This is a genomic window from Streptomyces olivaceus (assembly GCF_000721235.1).
In the GTDB taxonomy this organism is placed as follows: domain Bacteria; phylum Actinomycetota; class Actinomycetes; order Streptomycetales; family Streptomycetaceae; genus Streptomyces; species Streptomyces olivaceus.
Map to the genome: position 1 here is coordinate 136,540 of NZ_JOFH01000008.1, position 23,164 is coordinate 159,703.

General features: G+C 72.0%; 21 protein-coding genes. 4 read left to right on the forward strand and 17 right to left on the reverse strand.

Annotated features, from left to right (window positions below; translation table 11 throughout):
- Positions 1-467: 467 nt before the first annotated feature.
- The 5 genes from IG94_RS0111580 to IG94_RS0111600 all read right to left on the reverse strand — a co-directional run bounded on the left by IG94_RS0111580 (position 468) and on the right by IG94_RS0111600 (position 7,624).
- A complete protein-coding gene (locus IG94_RS0111580) occupies positions 468-2,744 on the reverse strand; it encodes a putative bifunctional diguanylate cyclase/phosphodiesterase (RefSeq protein ID WP_031034284.1) in 2,277 nt (758 codons plus the stop codon).
- Positions 2,745-3,000: 256 nt separating this feature from the next.
- Positions 3,001-5,196 carry an NAD-dependent DNA ligase LigA gene (gene ligA, locus IG94_RS0111585; RefSeq protein ID WP_031034286.1) on the reverse strand — a complete coding sequence of 732 codons (2,196 nt, stop codon included), beginning with the start codon at positions 5,194-5,196 and terminating at the stop codon, positions 3,001-3,003.
- Between the two features lie 15 nt (positions 5,197-5,211).
- Positions 5,212-6,207 (reverse strand): methionine synthase, encoded by a 996-nt coding sequence (locus tag IG94_RS0111590; protein WP_031034289.1) that lies wholly within the window; start codon positions 6,205-6,207, stop codon positions 5,212-5,214.
- A 160-nt stretch (positions 6,208-6,367) separates the two neighbouring features.
- Positions 6,368-7,057, reverse strand: a complete 690-nt coding sequence (locus IG94_RS0111595; RefSeq protein ID WP_031034291.1) for an SDR family oxidoreductase — start codon at positions 7,055-7,057, stop codon at positions 6,368-6,370.
- 27 nt (positions 7,058-7,084) lie between these two features.
- Positions 7,085-7,624, reverse strand: a complete 540-nt coding sequence (locus IG94_RS0111600; RefSeq protein ID WP_031034293.1) for an LOG family protein — start codon at positions 7,622-7,624, stop codon at positions 7,085-7,087.
- 91 nt (positions 7,625-7,715) lie between these two features.
- On the opposite strand from IG94_RS0111600, the gene IG94_RS0111605 reads away from it, so the two are divergent.
- Positions 7,716-8,066: a DUF427 domain-containing protein gene (locus IG94_RS0111605; RefSeq protein ID WP_031034295.1), complete on the forward strand. Its 351-nt coding sequence runs from the start codon at positions 7,716-7,718 to the stop codon at positions 8,064-8,066.
- Between the two features lie 37 nt (positions 8,067-8,103).
- Here the strand turns inward: IG94_RS0111605 and mnmA are convergent, their stop codons facing one another.
- Positions 8,104-9,234, reverse strand: coding sequence for a tRNA 2-thiouridine(34) synthase MnmA (gene mnmA / locus IG94_RS0111610; RefSeq protein WP_031034298.1), 1,131 nt, complete (start codon positions 9,232-9,234; stop codon positions 8,104-8,106).
- Between the two features lie 61 nt (positions 9,235-9,295).
- Between mnmA and IG94_RS0111615 the strand changes: the two genes are divergently transcribed.
- A complete protein-coding gene (locus tag IG94_RS0111615) occupies positions 9,296-10,102 on the forward strand; it encodes an N-acetylmuramoyl-L-alanine amidase (RefSeq protein WP_078892265.1) in 807 nt (268 codons plus the stop codon).
- A gap of 44 nt (positions 10,103-10,146) precedes the next feature.
- Here IG94_RS0111615 and IG94_RS0111620 read toward each other — a convergent pair whose 3' ends face one another.
- The 3 genes from IG94_RS0111620 to IG94_RS41640 all read right to left on the reverse strand — a co-directional run bounded on the left by IG94_RS0111620 (position 10,147) and on the right by IG94_RS41640 (position 11,955).
- On the reverse strand, positions 10,147-11,316 hold the full coding sequence (locus tag IG94_RS0111620) for a cysteine desulfurase family protein (RefSeq protein WP_031034302.1): 1,170 nt from the start codon (positions 11,314-11,316) through the stop codon (positions 10,147-10,149).
- 90 nt (positions 11,317-11,406) lie between these two features.
- Positions 11,407-11,736: a hypothetical protein gene (locus tag IG94_RS43105; RefSeq protein ID WP_031034303.1), complete on the reverse strand. Its 330-nt coding sequence runs from the start codon at positions 11,734-11,736 to the stop codon at positions 11,407-11,409.
- Between the two features lie 51 nt (positions 11,737-11,787).
- A complete protein-coding gene (locus tag IG94_RS41640; protein WP_031034305.1) occupies positions 11,788-11,955 on the reverse strand; it encodes a hypothetical protein in 168 nt (55 codons plus the stop codon).
- Positions 11,956-12,081: 126 nt separating this feature from the next.
- On the opposite strand from IG94_RS41640, the gene IG94_RS0111635 reads away from it, so the two are divergent.
- Positions 12,082-12,708, forward strand: a complete 627-nt coding sequence (locus tag IG94_RS0111635) for a TetR family transcriptional regulator (protein ID WP_031034308.1) — start codon at positions 12,082-12,084, stop codon at positions 12,706-12,708.
- Positions 12,709-12,741: 33 nt separating this feature from the next.
- On the opposite strand, the gene IG94_RS0111640 is transcribed toward IG94_RS0111635, so the two are convergent.
- A complete protein-coding gene (locus IG94_RS0111640; protein ID WP_031034309.1) occupies positions 12,742-13,602 on the reverse strand; it encodes a thioesterase family protein in 861 nt (286 codons plus the stop codon).
- A gap of 25 nt (positions 13,603-13,627) precedes the next feature.
- A complete protein-coding gene (locus IG94_RS0111645; RefSeq protein WP_031034310.1) occupies positions 13,628-14,365 on the reverse strand; it encodes a TioE family transcriptional regulator in 738 nt (245 codons plus the stop codon).
- A 70-nt stretch (positions 14,366-14,435) separates the two neighbouring features.
- Here IG94_RS0111645 and IG94_RS0111650 point away from each other — a divergent pair, with 70 nt between their 5' ends.
- A complete protein-coding gene (locus IG94_RS0111650; protein ID WP_031034313.1) occupies positions 14,436-15,731 on the forward strand; it encodes an erythromycin esterase family protein in 1,296 nt (431 codons plus the stop codon).
- A 4-nt stretch (positions 15,732-15,735) separates the two neighbouring features.
- Here the strand turns inward: IG94_RS0111650 and IG94_RS0111655 are convergent, their stop codons facing one another.
- The 6 genes from IG94_RS0111655 to IG94_RS0111680 form a co-directional block, all read right to left on the reverse strand.
- Positions 15,736-16,395 (reverse strand): trimeric intracellular cation channel family protein, encoded by a 660-nt coding sequence (locus IG94_RS0111655; RefSeq protein ID WP_031034316.1) that lies wholly within the window; start codon positions 16,393-16,395, stop codon positions 15,736-15,738.
- A 75-nt stretch (positions 16,396-16,470) separates the two neighbouring features.
- Positions 16,471-17,853, reverse strand: coding sequence for an ABC transporter ATP-binding protein (locus IG94_RS0111660; protein ID WP_031034318.1), 1,383 nt, complete (start codon positions 17,851-17,853; stop codon positions 16,471-16,473).
- Positions 17,850-18,947 (reverse strand): ABC transporter ATP-binding protein, encoded by a 1,098-nt coding sequence (locus IG94_RS0111665; RefSeq protein ID WP_031034322.1) that lies wholly within the window; start codon positions 18,945-18,947, stop codon positions 17,850-17,852. Before IG94_RS0111665 ends, IG94_RS0111660 begins: the two co-directional genes overlap by 4 nt.
- Positions 18,944-19,942, reverse strand: a complete 999-nt coding sequence (locus IG94_RS0111670) for an ABC transporter permease (protein ID WP_031034324.1) — start codon at positions 19,940-19,942, stop codon at positions 18,944-18,946. The genes IG94_RS0111665 and IG94_RS0111670 overlap by 4 nt, the downstream gene beginning before the upstream one ends.
- 108 nt (positions 19,943-20,050) lie before the next feature.
- Positions 20,051-21,847 (reverse strand): ABC transporter substrate-binding protein, encoded by a 1,797-nt coding sequence (locus tag IG94_RS0111675; RefSeq protein ID WP_031034328.1) that lies wholly within the window; start codon positions 21,845-21,847, stop codon positions 20,051-20,053.
- Positions 21,848-21,922: 75 nt separating this feature from the next.
- Complete coding sequence (locus IG94_RS0111680; protein ID WP_031034330.1) at positions 21,923-22,930, reverse strand: ABC transporter permease; 1,008 nt, start codon at positions 22,928-22,930, stop codon at positions 21,923-21,925.
- Positions 22,931-23,164: the final 234 nt, after the last annotated feature.

The window sequence follows — 23,164 nt, forward strand, 5'->3', positions numbered from 1 at the left end:
CAATCCTATGGGGCCGGGCCGCGTGGCCGTTAAACGGTTTCCCCGGGCCCGGTTCCGGACGGCGGTGCGGACGCGCCGGGAGGGCGGGAAGCGGACCTCGGGGGTGTCCGGGAAGACGCCCCCTGCGGCGAGGCGGCGGCCCCGGCGGCGGGAAGGCGACCGCGGTGGCGGCGGTGGCCTCGGCGGCGGGGTGGCGACCGCGGTGGTGGGACGACGGCCCTCGGCAGCTGGACGGCGACCGCGGTGGTGAGGCGGTGGCCTCGGCGGCGGGGTGGACGCCGCGTGCCCGGCCTCTCTCGCCCTGTGTCCACGAGGGACGTCCGGTGGGCCGTGCGCCGACCGCCGGGCCCGTCGCCGTCGAGGGCCGCGGGCCGAGGGCCGCGGGCCGCCGCTTCACCCTGCGGCCCCGGCGCTCCCGCCCCGACGACTGACCCGGACTGCCCCGGACCGGACCGGGCCCGCCCGGGTCAGTCGTCGGTCGCCGCCGCAGGCAGTGCGGCGGCGGCGCGCACCCAGCCGCGCGAGCCCCGGGCGAGCAGCCAGCGCGTGGTCTCCTCCGGCGGCATCGCGGCCGCGACCAGCCAGCCCTGTACGGCGTCGCAGCCCAGGTCGCGCAGGCGCTCCCAGGTCTCGTCGTCCTCCACGCCCTCGGCGACGACGAGCAGGCCGAGGGAGTGGGCCAGGTCGACGGTGCAGCGCACGATCTCGGCGTCCTCGGTGTCGACGGCCAGCCGGGCCACGAAGGAACGGTCGATCTTCAGCTCGCTCACCGGGAGCCTGCGCAGGTGGACGAGGGAGGAGTAGCCGGTGCCGAAGTCGTCCAGGGACATCTTCACGCCGTGCCCGGTCAGCGCGTTGAGGGTGTCGGCCGCGCGCTGCGGGTCCTCCAGGAGGACGTGCTCCGTGATCTCCAGCTGGAGCGCTCCCGCGGGGACCCCGTGCCGGGCCAGCCGGGCGGCGACGGCGCCCGCGAAGCCCGGCGTGTGGACGTCGCGCGGGGAGACGTTGACCGCGACCGGCACGAACAGGCCCTGGGAGCGCCACTGGGCGACCTGCTCCAGCGCCGTCTCCAGCACGTACTCGGTGAGGTGGGGCATCAGCCCGGAGGACTCGGCGATCGCTATGAACTCGTCCGGCGGGACCTTGCCGCGCTCGGGGTGCACCCAGCGCACCAGGGCCTCGAGGCCGGCGACCTGTCCGTCGAAGCGGACCTTGGGCTGGTAGTGCAGCTGGACCTCGTGGGCGTCCAGGGCGCGGCGCAGGTCGCCGAGGAGGCCCAGCCGGTCGGGGGTGTTGGAGTCCCGCTTGGACTCGTAGACCTCCACTCCCGTGCGGTCCCGCTTCGCCTGGTACATGGCCACGTCGGCGCGGCGCAGCAGCCCCTCGGCGTCCAGCGCGTGGTCGGGGAAGACGGCGACCCCCGCGCTGGCCTCCAGGACGAGGGTGAGCCCGTCGAGGTCCAGCGGGGAGCTGAGCGCGGCCGCGAGGCTGCGGGCGAGCCGGGCCGCCGACGTGGTGGAGTCCGCGACGGGCAGTAACACGGCGAACTCGTCGCCGCCGAGCCGCGCGGCCTCCGCCCCGCGCGGCAGGGCCTGGCGCAGCCGGTCGGCGGTCTGCAGCAGCAGCCGGTCTCCGGCGAGGTGTCCGAGTGTGTCGTTGACCGACCGGAAACGGTCGAGGTCGATCAGCATGAGGGCGGAGCGGGCGCCGATGCGCTCGGCGTCGTCCAGCGCGGCCCAGGTGCGCTCCAGGAGCCACTGCCGGTTGGGCAGGCCGGTGAGCGGGTCGCGCAGCTGCTCCTCGGCCCGGGCGCGGGCGATCCACAGCGTGGAGTCGAGGGCGATGAGCGGGATGGCGAACAGCGGCAGCAGCAGCGGCTTGGCGACGGCCACGACGCAGACCAGCGGAGCGATGCCGAGCAGGGCCACGGCGACCAGGCCCTGTCTGACCAGGGCGGTGCGGGCGACGGTCGGCAGGCCGGGGCGGGGAGTCTGCAGGTACCAGAGCAGGGCGCGGGTGACGGCCAGGTAGGCGACGGCGACGAGCACCACCTTGGGCGCCGCGGTCACGCCCCAGGTGTTGGGGTCCCAGGGCTCCTCGACGGACGGGACGGATCCGCAGACGGCGAGGACGAGGGCGCCCGCCGCGATGCCGAGGATGTCCACCGCGCCGTGCAGCACGCCCTGCCGCCAGCGGCCCCGGCGGGCTATGCCGACCAGCACGACGACGGTGAGGCTGACCATGCCGGCCGGAACCCAGCCGTACAGCAGCAGGACGGCCAGGGTGAGGGCGGCGCCGGAGCCGGTGCCGCCCCACCAGCGGGAGCGGCCCAGCATGACCAGGTGGCCGACGACGACACCGGCGAGGACGGCCAGCGACCAGCCGACGGTGCCGGACGGGAAGAGGGCGTGGCCGTCGGTGAACGCCCGGTAGAACCCGGCGCCCAGCACGAAGGCGGCGGCCGCGACGATCGCGGCGGGCAACGCGGGCAGGGACGGATGTCGTTCGGCTTCGGCGTACGGCAGGCCCGGGGTGTGGCCGACGGCCTGCGGCACGGAGCCGCGGGCGTGCCGCACGGAGCCGCGGGTGTCGCGGGTGTTCTGGGGCAGCGGGCCGCGGGCGTCCGCCGCGGGATGCGCGGCACCGCCCTCGCGTTGCCCGAGCCAGCGGCTCACGTGCCGCGCGCCCACCATGCGGCGCAGGCGCAGCCGTGAGCCCGCGGCGGCGCTCTCGGTCGGTTCCATTCCCGTCCCTCTCACAGCCCGGCGGTGCCCACGCCACGCGGCCCCGTCTCGACCACCTTCAACGGCTCCGCGTTGGAGACCCCGCTCCCGTCATCCGGGGCAGGGAGATGCCCCGACCGCAGCTGGGCACGGCAGGTGCACACCTCAACAGTAGGCCGCGGAAGGCTTCCAGGGGCACCGGTCGTCGACGGTTGCCCGAATGCGACCCGGCCACCCGTATGCATCTGATATGCGCCGATCGGGTGGCCTTCAACCGCTATTCCTCAGCCGAAAGCGCGACACCGGTGGCCGCTTCGGCTCCCTGTTCGAGCAGGACGCCGAAACCGTCCTCGTTCAGAACCGGAACCTTCAGCTGCATCGCCTTGTCGTATTTCGAACCGGGGTTGTCCCCGACCACGACGAACGAGGTCTTCTTCGACACCGATCCGGTCACTTTGGCGCCTCTGCTCTGCAGGGCGTCCTTGGCGCCGTCCCGGGTGAAGTTCTCCAGGGTGCCGGTGACGACGACGGTGAGCCCTTCGAGTGGGCGCGGCCCCTCGTCCTCGCCCCCCGAGCTGTCCTCCAGGGGGACCCCGGCCGCCTTCCACTTGCGGACGATCTCGCGGTGCCAGTCCACGGCGAACCACTCCTTGACGGCGGTGGCGATGGTGCCGCCCACGCCGTCCGTGCTCGCCAACTCCTCCTCGGTGGCCTGCTCGATGCGGTCGATGGAGCGGAACTCGCGGGCGAGGGCCTGGGCGGCGACCGGTCCGACGTACCGGATGGAGAGGCCGTTGATGAAGCGGGCCAGCGGGCGGGTCTTGGCCTCCTCGATGTGCTGCAGCAGCGCGAGGGTGTTCTTCTTGGGCTCGCCCTCCTTGTTGGCGAAGACCGTGACGATCTTCTCCTCGCCGGTCTTGGGGTCGCGCTTGGGCAGACCGCTGTCCGGGTCGAGGACGTACGCCGTGATGGGCAGCAGCTTCTCGACGGTGAGGTCGAAGAGGTCGCCCTCGTCCACCAGGGGCGGCTCGGACGGCTCCAGCGGGCCGGTCAGCGCGGCCGCCACGACTCCGCCGAAGTGCTCGATGTCCAGGCACTGGCGGCCGGCGAGGTAGGCGACCCGCTCGCGCAACTGGGCCGGGCAGGCACGCGCGTTGGGGCAGCGGAGGTCGATGTCGCCCTCCTTCATGGCCTTCAGCGGCGTCCCGCACTCGGGGCACTCGGCCGGCATCACGAACTCCCGCTCGCTGCCGTCCCGCAGGTCGGCGACCGGTCCGAGGATCTCCGGGATCACGTCACCGGCCTTGCGCAGCACCACGGTGTCGCCGATGAGCACGCCCTTGGCCTTGACGACCTCCTGGTTGTGCAGCGTGGCGAACTCGACCTCGCTGCCGGCCACGGTGACCGGCTCGACCTGCGCGTACGGCGTGACGCGGCCGGTGCGGCCGACACCGACCTTGATGTCGACGAGCCGGGTGTTGACCTCCTCCGGCGCGTACTTGTACGCGATGGCCCAGCGGGGTGCGCGGGCGGTGGAGCCGAGCCGGCCCTGGAGGCGGATCTCGTCGAGCTTGACGACGACCCCGTCGATCTCGTGCGCGACGGAGTGCCGGTTCTCGCCGTAGTACCCGATGAACTCCCGTACGCCGTCCAGGCCGTCGACCACGCGGTTGTGCGGGGAGGTGGGCAGGCCCCACTCCTTCAGCAGGCCGTACGCCTGGGAGAGGCGGGTCATGCCCGAGTAGCCCTCCAGGACGCCGATGCCGTGGACGACCATGTGCAGCGGGCGGGTGGCGGTGACCCGCGGGTCCTTCTGGCGGAGCGAACCGGCCGCCGCGTTGCGCGGGTTGGCGAAGGGCTTGTCCCCCGCCTCGTTCAACCGGGCGTTGAGTTCCTGGAACTTGTCCATCGGGAAGTAGACCTCGCCGCGGATCTCCACGAGGTCGGGCACCTGGTCGCCCGCCAGCCGCTCGGGGATCTCGGCGATGGTGCGGACGTTGGGCGTGATGTCCTCACCGGTGCGGCCGTCGCCGCGGGTGGCCGCGCGGACGAGCCGGCCGCGCTCGTAGGTGAGGTTGACGGCGAGGCCGTCGACCTTCAGCTCGCACAGGAAGTGGTACTCCTGCTCGCCCAGCTCCTTCGCGATGCGCTCGGTCCAGGCGGCCATCTCCTCGTCGTTGAAGGTGTTGTCGAGGGACAGCATCCGCGTGGGGTGCTCGACGGCCGTGAACTCGGTCGCGTAGGAACCGGCGACCTTCTGGGTCGGGGACTGCGGGGTGCGCAGCTCCGGGTGCCGCTCCTCCAGCTCCTGAAGGGTGCGCAGCAGCCGGTCGAACTCCGCGTCGCTGACGACGGGGGCGTCCTTCACGTAGTACCGGAAGCGGTGCTCCTCGATCTGCTCAGCGAGCTGCACGTGCTTCTCGCGCGCCTCGGCGGGCACGCTCGTGGTCTCCGCTTGCTTGTCGCCGGCCACCGTGTGGTCCTCCCGTTACTCTGGGTTGTCCGCGAGGGATCTCGCCGCCCGGACGCAGTGGGCGAGCGCACGGCGGGCGTACTCGGGTGAGGCGCCCGCGAGTCCGCACGCCGGAGTGACGGTGACCGCCTCCGCGAGCAGCTCGGGACGCAGCCCCAGCCTGCGCCACAGCGTCCTGACACCCATGACGCTACCGGCAGGGTCTGACAATGCCGTGTCCGTGCCGGGCACGACACCGGCGAAGAGCCGGGTGCCGCCCTCGACGGCCTCACCGATCACGTCGTCGTCACGTTCCGTGAGCAGTGCGAAGTCGAAGGAGACGCCGGCGAATCCCGCCCGGCGCAGCAGCGCGAAGGGCACGTCGGGGGCGCAGGAATGGACGACGACGGGGCCGTCCCCGTGCACGCCGGCGACCTCGCGGAGGGTCGCCTCCACGTCCTGCCGGTCGACCGCGCGGTGGGTGCGGTAGCCGCTGGCGGTGCGGACCTGGCCGCGCAGGACGGCGGTGAGGGAGGGCTCGTCGAGCTGGAGCACGGGCCGGGCGCCGGGCACGCGGCGCCGGACCTCGGCCAGGTGCAGGCGCAGGCCCTCGGCGAGCGAGGCGGCGAGGTCCCGGCAGGCGCCGGGGTCGGAGAGGACCGCCTCTCCGTTGCGCAGTTCCAGGGCGGCGGCGAGGGTCCACGGGCCGACGGCCTGGATCTTGAGCGGCCCCTCGTAGTCCTGGGTGAACTCCTCAAGGGCGTCGAGGTCCTCGCCCAGCCAGGCCCGGGCCCGCTTGGTGTCCCGCCCCGGCCGGTCGCCGAGCCGCCAGCCGCTGGGCTCCACGCGCGCGTACAGCTCGACGAGCATCCCGGCGGTGCGGCCGATCATGTCGGCGCCGGGGCCGCGGGCGGGCAGCTCGGGGAGGAAGGGGAAGTCCTCGAAGCTGCCGGTGGCGGTTCTGGCGGCCTCTCGGGCGTCGTGGCCCGGGAGGCTGCCGATGCCGGTGGCGGGGGCGAAGTTGTCGTTCACGTGCAAAGCCTACGCAGGGGCGCGGGCCTCGATCGCGCCCCCCGCCGCCCCTTCCCGTCCCGTCCCCGGGAGCCGCGCCCCCGGACCCCCGCTTTCGGCCCTGGACGGGCCTCGTCCTCAGACGCCGGACGGGCTGGAAAGCGCACCGGCACGTGAAGAGTTACCGTCCCGGGCGGACCGTCAGGTCGTTGACCTCGGCGTCCCTCGGGAGGTCGAGGGCCATCAGGATCGTCGTGGCGACGGAGTCGGGGTCCATCCACTTGCCGGGGTCGTACTCCTTGCCCTCCTGCTGGTGCACCTTGGCCTGCATGGGGCTGGCGGTGCGGCCGGGGTAGACCGAGGTGACACGGACGCCGTTGCCGTGCTCCTCGTGGCGCAGGGCATCGGCGAGGGCCCTGAGGCCGTGCTTGGAGGCGCCGTACGCCGCCCAGCCGGCGTGCGCGTTCAGTCCGGACCCCGAGTTGACGAAGACCACCTGGCCCTGGGCGACGCGCAGCTGCGGCAGCAGGAGGCGGGTCAGCTCGGCCGGGGCGACCAGGTTGACGTTCAGCTGCTGTGTCCAGGTCTTCGGGGTGAGGTCGCCGACCGGCCCGAGGTCGACGACCCCGGCGATGTGCAGCAGCGAGTCCACCCGCTCGGGCAGGCTCTGGTGGGAGAGGGCCCAGGACAGCTTGCCCGGCTCGGCGAGGTCGCCGACCAGGGTCTTCGCGCCGGGCAGGGCGGCGGCCAGCTCCTTCGCGCGGCCCGCGTCGCGGGCGTGCAGCACGACCTGGTCGCCGCGTTCGTGCAGGCGGCGGGCGACGGCCGCGCCGATGCCGGAGCCCGCACCGGTGATCACATGGGTAGCCATGCCCGCCATGCTCGCATCACCGGCACCTCACCCGATGCCCTGGCTCTCCTCCAGGTGGGCCAGCGCGCCGACCGGCTCCTCGGCGAAGAGGACCAGCTCGGTGAGGGGGCGGGGCAGGAAGCCCTCGTCCTCCATGCGGCGGAACTGCTCCTTGAGCCCGTCGTAGAAGCCCGCCGTGTTGAGCAGGACGACCGGCTTGTCGGTGTGTCCGTGCTTCTTCAGCTCCAGGATCTCCGTGGCCTCGTCGAGCGTGCCGGTGCCGCCCACCATGATGACGACGGCGTCGGCCTTCTCGAGGAGCAGCCGCTTGCGCTCGGCGAGGTCCGGTGCGATCACCATCTCGTCGGCGCCCTCGCGGGCCTTGGCCGCCAGGAAGTCCACCGAGACCCCGAGCAGCCGTCCGCCGGCCTCCTGCACGCCGTCGGCGACGACCTTCATCAGGCCGACGTCCGAACCGCCCCAGACGAGGGTGTGTCCGCCCCTGCCGAGCAGTTCGGCGAACTGCCGCGCGGGGCGCGTGTAGCGCTCGTCCAGGTCGGCGGCGGAGAGGAAGACGCAGATGTTCATGGCGTCCACGGTACGGCCCGGCCAGGACGGGAAGAACCCGGCGTCCGGCCATGCTGTAGTGACCGGAACCACTGCCGTCGAGGAGGACGAAGTGACCAAGGGACACGAAGGACTCAAGGGGCTCACGGGACACCGCGTCACCGTCGAGCCGAGCGGCCGGCACGTGCGCGTGGTGCACGGCGGGCAGGTGCTGGCCGAGAGCGACGCGGCGCTGGTGCTGCACGAGACGGGCCTGCCCGACCGGTACTACATCCCGCCCCGGGACGTACGCCTGGACCTGCTGACCCCGTCCGGCACGCGGACGCACTGCCCCTTCAAGGGCGACGCCTCGTACTGGTCGCTGCCGGACGCGGCGGACCTGGTCTGGGCGTACCCGGAGCCGAAGCAGGAGGTGGCGGAGATCAAGGACCACCTCTGCTTCTACGAGGTGGAGGCGGACTGAGCCACCGACGGCGCCGGACCGCGGCGGCCGGCACGGCTCAGGCCGCGTCGGCCGTCGCGCGCGTGGTGGACGCGATCGTCGCCGAGCCCACCACGCGGGTGCCGTCGTACAGCACGATCGCCTGGCCCGGCGCGACGCCGCGCACCGGCTCCGTGAAGGAGACCTCCAGGGTGCCGTCGACCAGTTGGGCCCGGACCTCGGTCTCGCCGCCGTGGGCGCGGAGCTGGGCGGTGTAGGTGCCGGGTCCGGCGGGGGCGGCGCCGCACCAGCGGGGCCTGATCGCGCGGAGGGCGTCGACGTCGAGGGCGTCGGCGGGGCCGACCGTCACCGTGTTGTCCACCGGGGAGATGTCCAGGACGTAGCGCGGCTTGCCGTCGGGGGCCGGGGTGCCGATCCTCAGGCCCTTGCGCTGGCCGATGGTGTAGCCGTAGGCGCCCTCGTGGGTGCCGAGCCGGTTGCCCGCCTCGTCGACGATGTCGCCCTCCGCCTTGCCCAGGCGGTCCGCCAGGAAGCCCTGGGTGTCGCCGTCGGCGATGAAGCAGATGTCGTGCGAGTCGGGCTTCTTGGCGACCGCGAGGCCCCTGCGCTCGGCCTCCGCGCGGATCTCGTCCTTGGTGGTGAGCGTGTCGCCCAGCGGGAACATCGCGTGCGCGAGCTGCCGGTCGTCGAGCACGCCGAGGACGTAGCTCTGGTCCTTGGCCATGTCGGAGGCGCGGTGCAGCTCGCGGACGCCGTCCTCGCGCAGGATCACCTTGGCGTAGTGGCCGGTGCAGACTGCGTCGAAGCCGAGGGCGAGCGCCTTGTCGAGCAGCGCGGCGAACTTGATCTTCTCGTTGCAGCGCAGGCACGGGTTGGGGGTGCGGCCGGCCTCGTACTCGGCGACGAAGTCCTCGACCACGTCCTCCCGGAAGCGGTCGGCGAGGTCCCAGACGTAGAACGGGATGCCGATGACGTCGGCCGCGCGGCGGGCGTCCCGCGAGTCCTCGATGGTGCAACAGCCCCGGGCGCCCGTGCGGAAGGACTGCGGGTTGGCGGAGAGCGCCAGGTGGACGCCGGTCACGTCGTGCCCCGCCTCGGCGGCGCGGGCGGCGGCGACGGCGGAGTCGACGCCGCCCGACATGGCGGCGAGGACGCGGAGGGGACGGGTGCGCTGCGGGGTGTCAGTCATAGCCCCTCCAGAGTAAGGGGAGGACGGGAACCGGAGCGCGCGGATATGCGTTGAAGATCGTATGGGGGCTGACCAGGAATCCACGAGCGGGTCCGCCGGCGGGTCCGCCAAGGGACCCACGGGCGGTGGGCCCACGGACCCGTCCGGCCGGTCCAAGGACGCCGACCGGCGCATCGGCAGGCGTGCCCTGATCGTCGGGGGTACGGCGGCGGCCGTGGGCAGTGCCGTACTGGCCCGCGACGAGCTGGCCCGGCTCTGGTGGCGGATCCCCGGTATGGAACGGCCCCGCGACGACGGCGCGGTCGACTACGCGGGCGCGACCTGGGTGGCGGCCTCGGACGCCAACTGGCGCCGGGCGGACCGGCCGGACGACTACCGCATCGAGATGGTGATCGTGCACGTCACGCAGGGCAGCTTCGACAGCGCCGTGCGGGCCTTCCAGGACCCGGGGCACAAGGCGTCCTCGCACTACATCGTCGGGCAGGACGGGCGCGTGACGCAGATGATCCGCGAGCTGGACGTGGCGTACCACGCGGGCAACCGCGACTACAACGAGCGCAGTGTCGGCATCGAGCACGCGGGTTTCGTGGACCGCCCGCAGGACTTCACGGACGCGATGTACGCGGCTTCCGCGAAGCTGACCGCGCAGATCTGCGCGCGGTACGACATACCCGTGGACCGGAAGCACGTCATCGGCCATGTGGAGGTGCCGGGCACCGACCACACCGATCCGGGGCCGCACTGGGACTGGGACCGGTACATGAAGCTGGTGCGGCGGGCGGTGACCAGCGGGGCCGCCGAGCCGTCGCCGAGCGGGTCCTCCGAGCCGTCGCCGGGTGCGTCCTCGAAGCCGCCGGCCGGCGCCTGAGCGGCGGGTAGGCGGCACGGGGCTACGGGACCGCCCCCTGCGTCCTACGTCAGCCCCGCCGCCCTGGCCCGTTCCACCGCGGGGCCGATCGCCTTGGCGAGTGCGTCCACGTCGGCCCGCGTCGAGGTGTGGCCCAGGGAGAAGCGCAGGGTGCCGCGGGCCAGGTCGGGATCGGTGCCGGTGGCCAGCAGGACGTGGCTGGGCTGGGCGACGCCCGCCGTGCAGGCGGAGCCGGTGGAGCACTCGATGCCCTGGGCGTCGAGCAGGAGGAGCAGGGAGTCGCCCTCGCAGCCGGGGAAGGTGAAGTGGGCGTTGGCCGGAAGGCGCCCCCCGGGCGACGGGTCGCCGCCGAGGATCGCGTCCGGCACGGCCGAGCGCACGGCGTCCACCAGGTCGTCGCGCAGGGCGCCGATCTCGCGGGCGAACCACGCGCGCTGCTCGGCGGCGAGGCGGCCGGCGACCGCGAAGGAGGCGACGGCGGGGACGTCGAGGGTGCCGGAGCGGACGTGTCGTTCCTGGCCGCCGCCGTGCAGGACGGGCACGGGCGTGTACGCGCGGCCGAGGAGGAGGGCGCCGATGCCGTAGGGGCCGCCGATCTTGTGGCCGGAAACCGTCATGGCGGCGAGCCCGGAGCCGGCGAAGTCGACCGGGAGCTGACCGAAGGCCTGCACCGCGTCGGCGTGCAGCGGGACGTCGAACTCGGCGGCCACGTCGGCGAGTTCCCGGACCGGCATGACGGTGCCGATCTCGTTGTTGGCCCACATGACGGTGGCGAGGGCGACGTCGTCGGGGTCGCGGGCGAGGGCCTCGCGCAGGGCTTCGGGGTGGACGCGGCCGTACGCGTCGACCGGCAGGTACTCGACCCGGGCGCCCTCGTGCTCGCCGAGCCAGTGGACCGCGTCGAGGACGGCGTGGTGCTCGACGGGGCTGGCCAGGACCCGGGTGCGGGCCGGGTCGGCGGTCCGGCGGGCCCAGTACAGGCCCTTGACGGCGAGGTTGTCCGCCTCGGTGCCGCCGGAGGTGAGGACCACCTCGCTGGGACGGGCGCCGAGCGCTTCGGCGAGGGTCTCGCGGGCCTCCTCGACGGTGCGCCGCGCCCGGCGGCCGGACGCGTGGAGGGAGGAGGCGTTGCCGGTGACGCTCAGGTGCGCGGCGAGTGCCTCGACCGCCTCGGGAAGCATCGGGGTGGTCGCAGCGTGGTCGAGGTAAGCCATGGTGGGGCCGATTCTACGGGGCGCCCGCGCCCCGCCCGAGATCAAGGTCGGCCTCCTGCGCCCGCTCGCGCTGACCGCGCTGCCGACGGCTCACAGGCTCCACGACACGGTGCTGTCCGCGGACATGAACGCCACGAGGACCAGCAGGTCGGCGACGCCGAGACCGAGCCCGAGGAGGGCGCGTCCGCGGCGGGCGGTGCCGCGCCACAGGGCGACGGCGGCCAGGACGATGGCGACCGGGCCCAGGAAGACGTTGAGCACGAGCAGGCCGAGCAGGCCGAGGACGAAGGAGGCGACGGCCATCCCGTCGGTGTCCCGGATGCCGGTCTTCCGGACGCCGGCGTCCGGGGTGCCCGCGGCCGGGGTGCCGGTGCGGTCGGTGGTGCGCTCGGTGCGGGTGGCCGGTGCGGTGAGCTGCATGAGTATCTCCCTACGGTGCGACGGGCCGGGCCGGGCTGCGGCGGGCCGGCGTCAGTGCGTGGACGTGGTCCGCCGGCGGCCGTACCGCTCGCGGACCGCGAAGACGCCGAGCCAGACGGCGATGACCAGTCCGGCGGCGACGGAGAAGGTGAGTGGCGCGTGGGCGACGGTGCCCAGCACCGCTCCGAGGAGCAGGAGTGCGACGACGAGAAACAGCATGGTGCGGGTCCCCCCATCTTCGTGAACTCTTCGGTGAACGATTGTGGTTACATTTGTTCACTGACTCCTCAGTCTAACGTGCCGCCCGGCTTTTCAATTCCGGAGAACAGTTGTTAACTGCATGGCATGGGTCACACTCCGGGCGTCCGGCAGGCGCAGAAGCAGAAAACCAGGCAGGCGCTCCTGGACGCCGCGCTCGGACTCCTCGAGGAGCAGAGCCTGAGCAGCCTGGGCCTGCGTGAGGTCACCCGCGCCGCGGGCGTCGCGCCGACCGCCTTCTACCGGCACTTCCGCTCCACGGAGGATCTCGGGGTGGCGCTGGTCGAGGAGGCGCTGGGCAGCCTGCACTCGATGATCCGGACGACGATGTCCCCGGTGGAGGACGACGACGAGCGCATCGCTCGCGCAGTCGAGCTGATCGCCGGCCACGTGGCCGCGCACCCGGCCCACGTCCGTTTCGTCGCACGGGAGCGGCACGGCGGCGTGCAGCCGGTCCGGGAGGCCATACGGGAGCAACTGGCGCGGTTCGCCGAGGAGGTGAAGGCCGAGCTGGCCACGGACGCCTCGGCGGCGGGCTGGAGCGACGCCGACCTGCGGATGCTGGCGGGCCTCTACGTCGACCAGATGCTGATCACGGCGTCCCTGTTCCTGGAGACGCCGGCCGCCCCCCGGGAGGAGCACCGGCGGGCGGCCGCGACGGCGACCAGGCAGCTGCGGCTGATCGGCGTCGGCCGCCGGCACTGGCTGGACTGAGGGCGCCCGGGAGGGGCGCCCCGGCGGAACCGGTCAGCCGAGCCGGACGCGGGCCAGCTGGCGGGACTGGGCGACCAGCCGGTCGGCACTGTCCCAGACCTCGGCGTCCTCCTCCAGGAAGCCGCCGGCGAGGTTGCGGGTGGTGATGGAGACCCGCAGCGGACCGGGCGCGGGGCGGCACCGCACGTGCACGGTCAGCTCGACCGTCGGCACCCACCCCTTGAGCCCGAGTTCGAACGCGGTCGGCGGCAGCGCGTCCACCGCGAGGAGCAGCGAGAACGGATCGGCGTCGCGGCCGTCGGCGAGCCCGAACCAGGCCCGCATCTCGCCCCGCCCCGACGGCTTCCCCAGCGCCCAGCCCAGCGTGGCGGGGTCGAGCCTGAGCCTCAGCCGCTCGGTGATGGCGGAGACGCCGTCGAGGGGGTCCGGGCCGTCCTCGGGGCCGAAGCACTGCTCCGCCGGCGGGATCGCGGGCGGCTCGGCCGAGGTGCGGACGTCCCCGGGCAGCGCGTCGAGGTCGCCGTAGGAGGCGAGGACCCGGATGCGTTCGACCTCGTTGCCCTCGTCGTCGTACTGGAAGAGGGAGGCCTGGCCGGTGGAGAGGGTGCGGCCGGTGCGGACGGTCTCGGTGCGCACGACCGCGGGGCCGGGCCGCGAGGCGGTCAGGTAGTGCGCCGAGACGGTGAACGGGTCGGCGTGCGGCAGGGCGTCACCGAGCGCGCGGCCCAGCACGGCCAGCAGATAACCGCCGTTGACGGCGCCGAGGATCGACCAGCCGGCGGAGAGGTCGATGTCGTACACCCCGGGGCCCCGCCGGGTGACGGCGGTGTCGCGGTCGAACTCGCTGTCGCCGACGGCGGCCCGCACGGCGGGCGCGGCTGCTGCTTCTGCCATGGCTGCACGGTACAACAGGAGACTACTAAGCGGTAGCTTTCCCTGGCTCCTCCCGCAGGTACGCCGCCAGCTCGGCCGCGCCCGTGAGCATCGCCAGGCCGCGGGCGCAGACGCGGTCGTGCCAGTCGCGCAGGGTGGCCTCCAGCGGCTCGGGCCCGCCCGCCGTCCGCACCTGTTCGAGCACGGTGGCGATCCCCTTCAGGGATTGGCCGCCCCGCCTGAGCTGGTGGGCCAGCCGGGCGTCCCGGAGGTCGGCCTCGGCGTAGACGCGGTACCCGGTCACCGGGTCGCGGCGCGGGCGCACCAGCCCGGCCCGCTCCCACTTGCGCAGGGTCGCGGGCCGGATGCCCAGCTCCCGCGCCAGCGGCCCGATGAATCCGCCGCGCGGTGTCGCCGCCGGGGGTCCCGCGGGCAGCGGCAGGTCGCGCAGGGCGGCCTCCACCGCCTCCAGCGTCAGCCGGTCGTCGCGCAGTTGGGCGTGGCTCTCGTCGATGAGACGGAAGGCCTCGCCCCGCGCCCCCTCGTTCACCGCCCGCATCACGGCCGCGGCCGTCCGGTGCCCGTGGCCGGGCAGCAGGGCGAGGAACGCGTCCAGCGCCCGCGCGTGCAGCGCCGTGTAGGTGCGGTATCCGTGCTCGGTACGACGGGCGGGCGGGAGGATGCCGGAGTCCTCGTAGTTCCGCACGGCCTGCGTGGACAGGCCGTGCCCGCGTGCCAGGTCGACCGGCCGGAGCCTGACTGTGCTTTGAAGCTTTTCCGCCATGGAACGCAGTCTACTGCGGGCACGATCGCGCCAGAGTTTTCACCGTGGGTTCAACGATAGCGTTGAAGACATGGATACCGGCATCAAGGACACCGTCCATCCCGTCGACGCCGCCTCGGTCCTGGGGCTGCTCCCCTCCCGGCCCCGGCTGCTCGCCCTGGGCGAGCCCACCCACGGCGAGGACCTGCTGCTGGACGTGCGCAACGCCGTCTTCCGGCAGCTGGTCGAGCAGGCCGGCTACCGGACGGTCGCGATCGAGAGCGACTGCCTGCGGGGGCTGGTCGTGGACGCCTACGTCACCTCGGGCACCGGCACGCTCGACGAGGCCATGGAGCGCGGCTTCAGCCACGGTTTCGGCGCCCCGGCCGCCAACCGGGAACTCGTGCGCTGGATGCGCGCCCACAACGACGGCCGGCCCCCGGCCGAACAGGTCCGTTTCGCCGGGTTCGACGGCCCGCTGGAGATCACCGGCGCCGCGAGCCCCCGGCGGGCCCTCATCGCCCTCCACGACTACCTCGCGGCCCGGATCGGCCCCCGCCTGCTGCCCTGCACCGCGGAGGAGCTCGACCGCCTGCTCGGCGACGACGGCCGGTGGACGGAGCCCGACGCGATGCTGGACCCCGCCCGGTCCGTGGGAGGGTCGGCCGAGGCCGGGCGGCTGCGGCTGCTCGCCGACGACCTGGTGTCCCTGCTCGACGAGCAGACCCCGTCACTGCTCGCGGCGGGCCCGCGCGACGGCGGGGACGGCGGGGGCAGCAGGGACGGCAGGGGCAGCAGGGAGGATCGAGACGGCGGGGACGACTGGGATGCCCGCGACAGCCGGGACGCGTGGGAGCGGGCGCGGCTGTACGGGCGTACCGCGACCGGCCTGCTGCTCTACCACTCCTGGACGGCCGACGCCTCCGAGGCCCGCATGGGCCGGCTGCTGGGCCTGCGGGACCGGATGATGGCCGACAACCTCCTCGCCCTCGCCGCCCGGGGCCCGGTCCTCGTCCATGCCCACAACGCCCATCTCCAGCGCCCCCGCAGCACGATGCGGATGTGGCAGGGGCCGGTGGAGTGGTGGAGCGCCGGTGCGCTGGTGAGCGCGCGGCTCGGCGAGGAGTACGCCTTCCTGGCCACGGCCCTCGGCACGATCCGGCACCAGGGGGTGAAGACTCCGCCGCCGGACACCCTCGAAGGGCTCCTGTACGCCCTCCCCCAGGACCGCTGCCTCGTCGGACCCGGGTGGCCGGCCACCGCCCTCGGCGACCCGCTGCCCGCGCCCCGCGTCTCCCCCTGGTTCGGCTACGCCCCGCTGGACCCGGGGCACCTGGCCGACGTCGACGGCGTCGTCTTCGTCAAGGACGTGCCGGACCGGCGCTGACGGCTCACTCCCCCTCCACCACCGTCGACCGCCGGTTCCAGGCGCGTGGGGCGCGCCAGTGGAAGCGGAGGGCGAGCAGGCGCAGGGTGAAGGCGGTGACGACCGCGAGCCCGCTGGTGAACGGGGTCAGGGCCTCGTAGCGGATGCACAGGGCGACCATCGCCGAGCCGACGATCGCGGGGACGGCGTACAGGTCCCGGTCCCAGCGCAGCAGGGAGGGCACCTCGTTGGCGAGCACGTCGCGCAGGACGCCGCCGCCGACCGCCGTGGCCAGCCCCAGGCAGGCGGAGGCGGTCAGGCCGAGCCCGTAGTCGTACGCCTTGGTCGTGCCGGCGACGCAGAACAGGCCGAGGCCGGCCGCGTCGAAGACGTTCACGCCGGTCTGCAGGCGCTCCACGTGGGGGTGGAGGAAGAAGACCAGGAGCGTGGCGAAGAGCGGGGTGACGAAGTACCCCAGGTCCGTGAAGGCCGCGGGCGGTACGGCGCCGATGACCAGGTCGCGGAAGAGCCCGCCGCCCAGCGCGGTGACCTCGGCGAGCACGGCCATGCCGAAGACGTCGAAGTTCTTGCGCACGGCCAGCAGCGCGCCCGAGATGGCGAAGACGAAGATGCCGATCAGGTCGAGCGTGTGCTGGACGGTGGGGCTGAAGAGTTGCTCGTACACCCTTCTATTCTTACCCGACAGCGAGCCCCCGCCTTACAAACAAAGGCAGGGGCTCGCTCTCATGCGCTGGTCAGCTCACTTCTCCTGGGCGGGAGGCTCCTCGGTGCCGGCACCCGAGTCGACGTCGGCACCGGCACCCGAGTCGGCACGGGCACCGGCACCCGAGTCGGCGTCGGCACCGGCACCGGCACCGGCACCGGCACCCGAGTCGGCGTCGGCGTCGGTCTCCGCGACCTCCGCGGCCACCGCCGCCGAGGTGGCCGCCGACTCCGCCAGGGCGTCCTCCGACACCAGCTCCGCCGCCTCCTTCGCGGCCGAGAGCAGCACGACGTCCTGCGGCGCCTGGTCCTCGAAGTTCTCCGGGTGGTGGCACGCCACCTGCTGGCCCGGCCGCAGCTCCTTGAGCGGCGGCTCGGTGGTGGTGCAGACCTGCGTGGCCTTCCAGCACCGGGTGTGGAAGCGGCAGCCGCTCGGCGGGGCGATCGGCGAGGGCACGTCGCCCTTGAGCAGGATGCGCTCGCTCTTCGCGCCGCGCCGCGCCGGGTCCGGGATCGGCACCGCCGACATCAGCGCCTTGGTGTACGGGTGCATCGGCGACTTGTAGAGCAGGTCGCGGTCGGCCAGCTCCATGATCTTGCCGAGGTACATCACCGCGATCCGGTCCGAGACGTGCCGGACGACGGACAGGTCGTGCGCGATGATCACGTACGTCAGGCCCAGCTCCTGCTGGAGGTCGTCGAGCAGGTTGACGACCTGGGCCTGGATCGACACGTCGAGCGCGGAGACCGGCTCGTCGGCGACGACCAGCTTCGGGCTGAGCGCGAGCGCGCGGGCGATGCCGATGCGCTGGCGCTGGCCGCCGGAGAACTCGTGCGGGTAGCGGTTGTAGTGCTCGGGGTTGAGGCCGACCACCGACAGCAGCCGCTGCACCTCCTTCTTGACCCCGCCCTCGGGCTCGACGCCCTGGAGCTTGAACGGGGCGCTGACGATCGTGCCGATGGTGTGGCGCGGGTTCAGCGAGGAGTACGGGTCCTGGAAGATCATCTGGACGTCGCGGCGCATCGGGCGCATGCCGCCCACCCCGAGGTGGGTGATGTCCTTGCCCTGGAACTCCACCGTGCCGGCGGTCGGTTCGAGGAGCCTGGTGATCAGCCGGCCCATGGTCGACTTGCCGCAGCCCGACTCGCCCACGACGCCGAGGGTCTCACCGGAGCGGACCTCGAAGTCGATGCCGTCGACGGCGCGCACCGCGCCGACCTGGCGCTGCAGCAGGCCCTTCTTGATCGGGAAGTGCTTCTGCAGCCCCGTCACCTTCAGCAGGGTCTCGCCGGGAGCGGCGTCCTTGGTGAGGGTCGCGGTCCCGCCGGACTTCTCCTGCGTGCCGTCGCTCTGGGCCGGGATGCCCGACGCCGCGTTCTCGGCCTTGCCCGTGGTCTTGTCCTTGGCTTCGTCGCTCACAGCTTCGGCGCAATCTCTTCGGTCCAGATACGCTCCCGCTGCTCCTGCGACATGTGGCAGGCGGCCCAGTGCTTGCTGCCGATCTCGGTCAGCTCGGGGCGGACCGTGCGGGTGACGTCGTCCTTGGGCACGTCGGCGTACGGGCAGCGCGGGTTGAAGGCGCAGCCGGACGGGAGGTTGATGAGGGAGGGCGGGGAGCCCTTGACCGGGATGAGGCGTTCCTGCTGGTCGCGGTCGAGCCGCGGCATCGAGCCGAGCAGGCCCCAGGTGTAGGGGTGCCGGGGCTCGTAGAACACCTTCTCCGCCGGGCCGCGCTCCACGCACCGGCCGCCGTACATCACCAGGAGGTCGTCGGCCAGCTCGGCGACGACGCCCAGGTCGTGGGTGATGACGATGACCGCGGAGCCGAACTCCTTCTGCAGGTCCCGGATGAGGTCGAGGATCTGCGCCTGGACGGTCACGTCCAGGGCGGTGGTCGGCTCGTCCGCGATGAGCAGCTCGGGGTTGTTGACCAGCGACATCGCGATCATCGCGCGCTGGCGCATACCGCCGGAGAACTCGTGCGGGTAGCTGTCCACCCGCTTGTCCGGCTGCGGGATGCCGACGCGGTCGAGCATCTCCACCGCGCGGCGCCTGGCGGTCTTCTTGTCCACGTCGTGGTGGATGCGGTACGCCTCCACGATCTGCTTGCCGATCGTGTAGTACGGGTGCAGCGCGGACAGCGGGTCCTGGAAGATCATCGCCATCTGCCGGCCGCGCAGCTTGCGCACGTGGTCCGGGTCGGCCGACAGCAGCTCGGTGCCGTCCAGCCAGATCTCGCCGGATATCTGGGCCTTGCGCCTGCCGTACTGGCCGGCGGTGTGCAGGCCCATGATGCCGAGCGAGGTCACCGACTTGCCGGAGCCGGACTCGCCCACGATGCCGAGGGTCTTGCCGCGCTCCAGCTGGAAGCTGAGCCCGTCGACGGACTTGACCAGGCCGTCGTCGGTGGGGAAGTGCACCTTGAGGTCGCGCACTTCGAGGAAGGCGTTGGAGCCGGGCGCGTCGCCGGTGGGCTCGCCCACGGCTGCTCCGCTCTTGCTGGGTTCGGTCATGCGAGCCTCACTCGGGGGTCGATCACGGCGTACAGGACGTCCACCACGAGGTTGGCGATCAGCACCGCGAGAGAAGTGATCAGGACGACGCCCAGGATAAAGGGGAGGTCCTGGTTCTTGATCGCGTCCAGCACCTTCTGGCCGAGGCCGGGAAGGCTGAACGTGGTCTCGGTCAGGACGGCGCCGCCCATCAGGGCGCCGAGGTCCATGCCGAGCATGGTCAGCAGCGGGGTCAGGGTCGACCGCATGGCGTGCTTGCGGATGACGACCTGCTCCTTGAGGCCCTTGGCCCGCGCGGTGCGGATGTAGTCCTCGCCGAGGATCTCCATCATGGTCGCACGCGTGATGCGCGCGTACATCGCCGCGTACAGGAAGGCCAGGGTGATCCAGGGCAGGATCATGCCGCCGAACCAGCCGGAGAAGCTCTCGTCCAGCGGGACGAACTCCGCGTTGATCCACCCCAGGCTGTGGGAGAAGATCGCGAGGCTGAGCAGACCGGTGAAGTAGATCGGGAGGGAGACGCCCGCGAGCGCGACGACCATCGCAGCGCGGTCCCACAGGGTGCCCCGCTTGAGCGCGGAGAGCACGCCCGCCGCGAGACCGAAGATCAGCCACAGGACGGCCGCACCGAGCGCGAGGGCCAGGGTCACCGGGAAGCGCTCGGTCAGCACCGGCCACACGGCCTGCTCGCTGCGGAAGGAGTAGCCGAAGCAGGGGGCGGAGCACTGGGTGACGTCGCCGCCGCCCGAGTAGGTCCGGCCCGCGAAGATGCCCTTGAAGAACTCCCAGGCCTGGACGAAGACCGGGTCGCTCAGGCCCAGCTTCTGGCGCACCGCTTCGACGGCGGCCGGGTCGGCCTGCTTGCCCACGAAGCTCGAGGCGATGTCGACGCCCGCCCACTTGGGGACGAGGAAGAAGATGCCGAAGACCACCAGGATGATGACCACGAGCATCACTGCGGCGGCGAACAGCCGCCTGAAGAGGTAAGCGAGCACAGCTTACGGCCCGCTGCGGACCGCGGGCCGCCGGAGGTTGTCCGGCGGCCCGCGGTCACGCCGCGCCGGCCTTCACCTGCCTTTCGTGCCGTACGGCGGGTGTACCGGTTACTTCGAGGAGGACTTCAGGCCGATGTTGACGAAGTCGTACATACCGCTGTAGCCGTCCGAGGTGTAGACGTTGCCCACGCGGCTGGAGCGCCAGTTGATGAACTTCTCGAAGACGAAGGGCAGGTAGTACGCGCCCTCCATCACCTTGTGGTTGATCTGCTTGGCGATGTCGGCCTTGGCCGAGTCCTCCAGCTCCGTGCCGTACTTGTCGAACAGCCCGTCGATCTCCTTGTCGTCGATGAGGGCGTAGTTGTTGTTGCCGCTCTCCTGGATGAACTCGCTGTTCCACAGCGGCTTGCCGTAGCCCTGGACGGACGGGAAGTCCGGGCCCCAGCCCATGATGATGATGCCGTAGCCCTTCTTCTTCACGTTGCTGGGGCTACCGATGATGCCGGCGGTCTGCGAGCCGTCGTACTGGTCGATGCCGACCTCGATGCCGACCTTCTTCAGCGACGCCTGGAGCGACTCGGCGGTGGCCACCTCGACCGGCTTGTTGTTGCGGACCGCGATGGTGGTCTTGAAGCCGTTCGGCTGACCGCAGGCCTTCAGCTCTTCCTTGGCCTTCTCGATGTTGCCGTTCTTGTTGGCACCGGCCATCTCGTACGGGTCGTACTTCTGGGCCTCGGAGCCCGGCACCGCCGGCGGCAGCATGTTGGTGCCGATGTCGCCACCGGCCTGCGGGCCGCCCCGGGCGGTCTGCAGCGAGACGTGGTCGGCCCCGTAGAGGACGGCCTTGCGGCAGTGGATGTTGTCGAACGGCTTCACGCTCTGCGGGAAGACGGCGTAGCGGATGTAACCCGAGACCGGGTTGTCCACGTTGCCCTTGTGCTCCTTCAGGGCGGAGGTGCGGCCCTGCGGCGACAGACCGGTCTGGGCCAGGTCGATGTCGTAGTCGCCGGCGATCAGGCGCTGGTCCAGCTCGTTCGCGTTGGTGAAGAACTTGATCGAGATCTTGTCCGGGTACGCCTTGCGGACCGGGTCAGAGTCCTGCTTCCACTCGGTGTTGCGGACCAGCGTGAGGTCCTTGCCCGGGTTGTAGGACTCGAACTTGTACGGGCCCGACGAGAACGGGTGCAGACCGTACTTGGACTTGGTGTCCTTGTCCTGGCGGACCGGGGACGCCGAGGTCAGCGCGAGCATCTCCTCGAAGTCCGAGTTGGCCTCGGGCAGCTTGAAGACGATGGTCTTGTCGTCCGGGGTCTCGATCGACTTCAGACCGAGCTTGTCCGCGGACTTGTCCTTGTACGGGCCCTCGTACTTGCCGTCGGGGTCGAGCACCTCCTTGAGGTACGTCGGACCGCCGGCCAGCACGTCCTGCGCCCAGCCGCGCTCGATGCCGTACTTCACGTCCTTGGACGTGATCGGCTTGCCGTCCTCCCAGGTGACGCCGTCACGCAGGGTGTACGTGTAGGTCTTGCCGTCGTCCGAGACCTTGGCGACGTCGGTCGCGAGGTCGGGCGAGACCCCCGCGCCCTTCTCACCCGGTGCCGGGGTGTTCGTGACGAGCTGGCGCGCGTAGTAGCGGGAGAAGTTCCACATGAAGCCGTAGTAGCCGCGGGTGGTGTCCCACGAGTCGGCGTCCTGGGTGCTGGCGAACTTCAGCTCGCCGCCCTTCTTGACCTGGTCCGCCTGGGCGATCTTGTTGTTCGCAGCGTCGAAGCCGGCCGCGCCGTTCTTCGATCCCCCGCTGTCGCTGTCACCGCCGCCGCACGCCGCCGTGGTCAGCAGCGCGGCGACCACTGCGGCAGCGGCCATGGCCTGCTTGCGCCGCCCTGAGGTGCGTTGGGTAGTCACGATCTCGGATCCTCCGGATTAGATGAGAGACCCCGTGTAGGTGCCACGGGTCGCTTGCCGCGGTACGGCAGCAGGTCAGCGGGAACCCTTCGGGTCCAACGCGTCGCGTACGCCGTCACCGAAGAGGTTGAAGGCAAGAACGGTGATGAAGATCGCCACGCCCGGGATCACCATGTACATGGGATCCGACTGGTAGTAGTCGATCGCGCTCGACAGCATCTGCCCCCAGGACGAGGTGGGCGGCTTGACGCCCACGCCCAGGAAGCTGAGTGCCGCCTCGGTGAGGATGTTGGTGGGGATCATCATCGTCGTGTACACGATGATCGGCGCCACCAGGTTGGGCAGCAGTTCCTTGAACAGGATGTAGAACCGGCCGGCTCCCAGGGAGCGGGCCGCCTCCACGTACTCCCGCTCACGCATGGAGAGCGTCTGGCCGCGCACCACGCGACCGATGTAGGGCCAGCCGAAGAAGCCGATGACGAGGATCATCACGAACAGGCGCACGCCCGTGCCGCTGAGTCCCAGCATGTCGTTCGGCATGACCGAGACCAGCGCGATGATGAAGAGCAGCTGCGGGAAGGCCAGCAGACCGTCCATGATGCGGCTGATCAGGGCGTCGACCCAGCCGCCGAAGAAGCCGGCGAGGACGCCCAGGACCGTGCCGATGATCACGGCGACGACCGCGGACAGGAAGCCGACGAGCAGCGAGATCCGGGCGCCGTGGACGATGCGGGCGAAGATGTCGCGGCCGTTGACCGGCTCGACGCCGAGCCAGTGGTCGCCGCTGATGCCGCCCAGGGAACCCGTGGGCGTGCCGAACAGCGGGTCGATCAGGTCCTCGTGGTAGGCGTCCGGGTCCTGCCCGACGATGTTGGTGATCAGCGGCGCGAGAATCGCGACCACGATGAGGACGAGCACCACGATGCCGCCCGTCAGGGCGAGCTTGTCCCTCTTCAGGCGCTCCCAGGCGATCCGGCCCAGGGAACGCCCCTGGACCGCCTTCGCGTCGGCGCCGGCAACCGCCGCTTCCTCGGCCGCACTCGGGGCCGCTTCCGCGGTCGGCTCGTGCAATGGTGCCGTCATCTGGCAGGGACCCCTCTCAACCGGCGGTAGCCGGCCCGCACTTGCCGCGGTAGCGGCGTGATCAGTCCGTCGTACAAAGGAGCGAGACTCCACCCCTTGCAGCGGGAGTCTTCAACGCTTTGGCGATCTGTAGCCAGACTTGACGGGGAATGGATGCGCAACCGTGATGCTGTTTGAGGTGTTCCGTTATCCGGACAGCGGGTAACGGGGGCCGGACGCGTACGAGTTGGGACA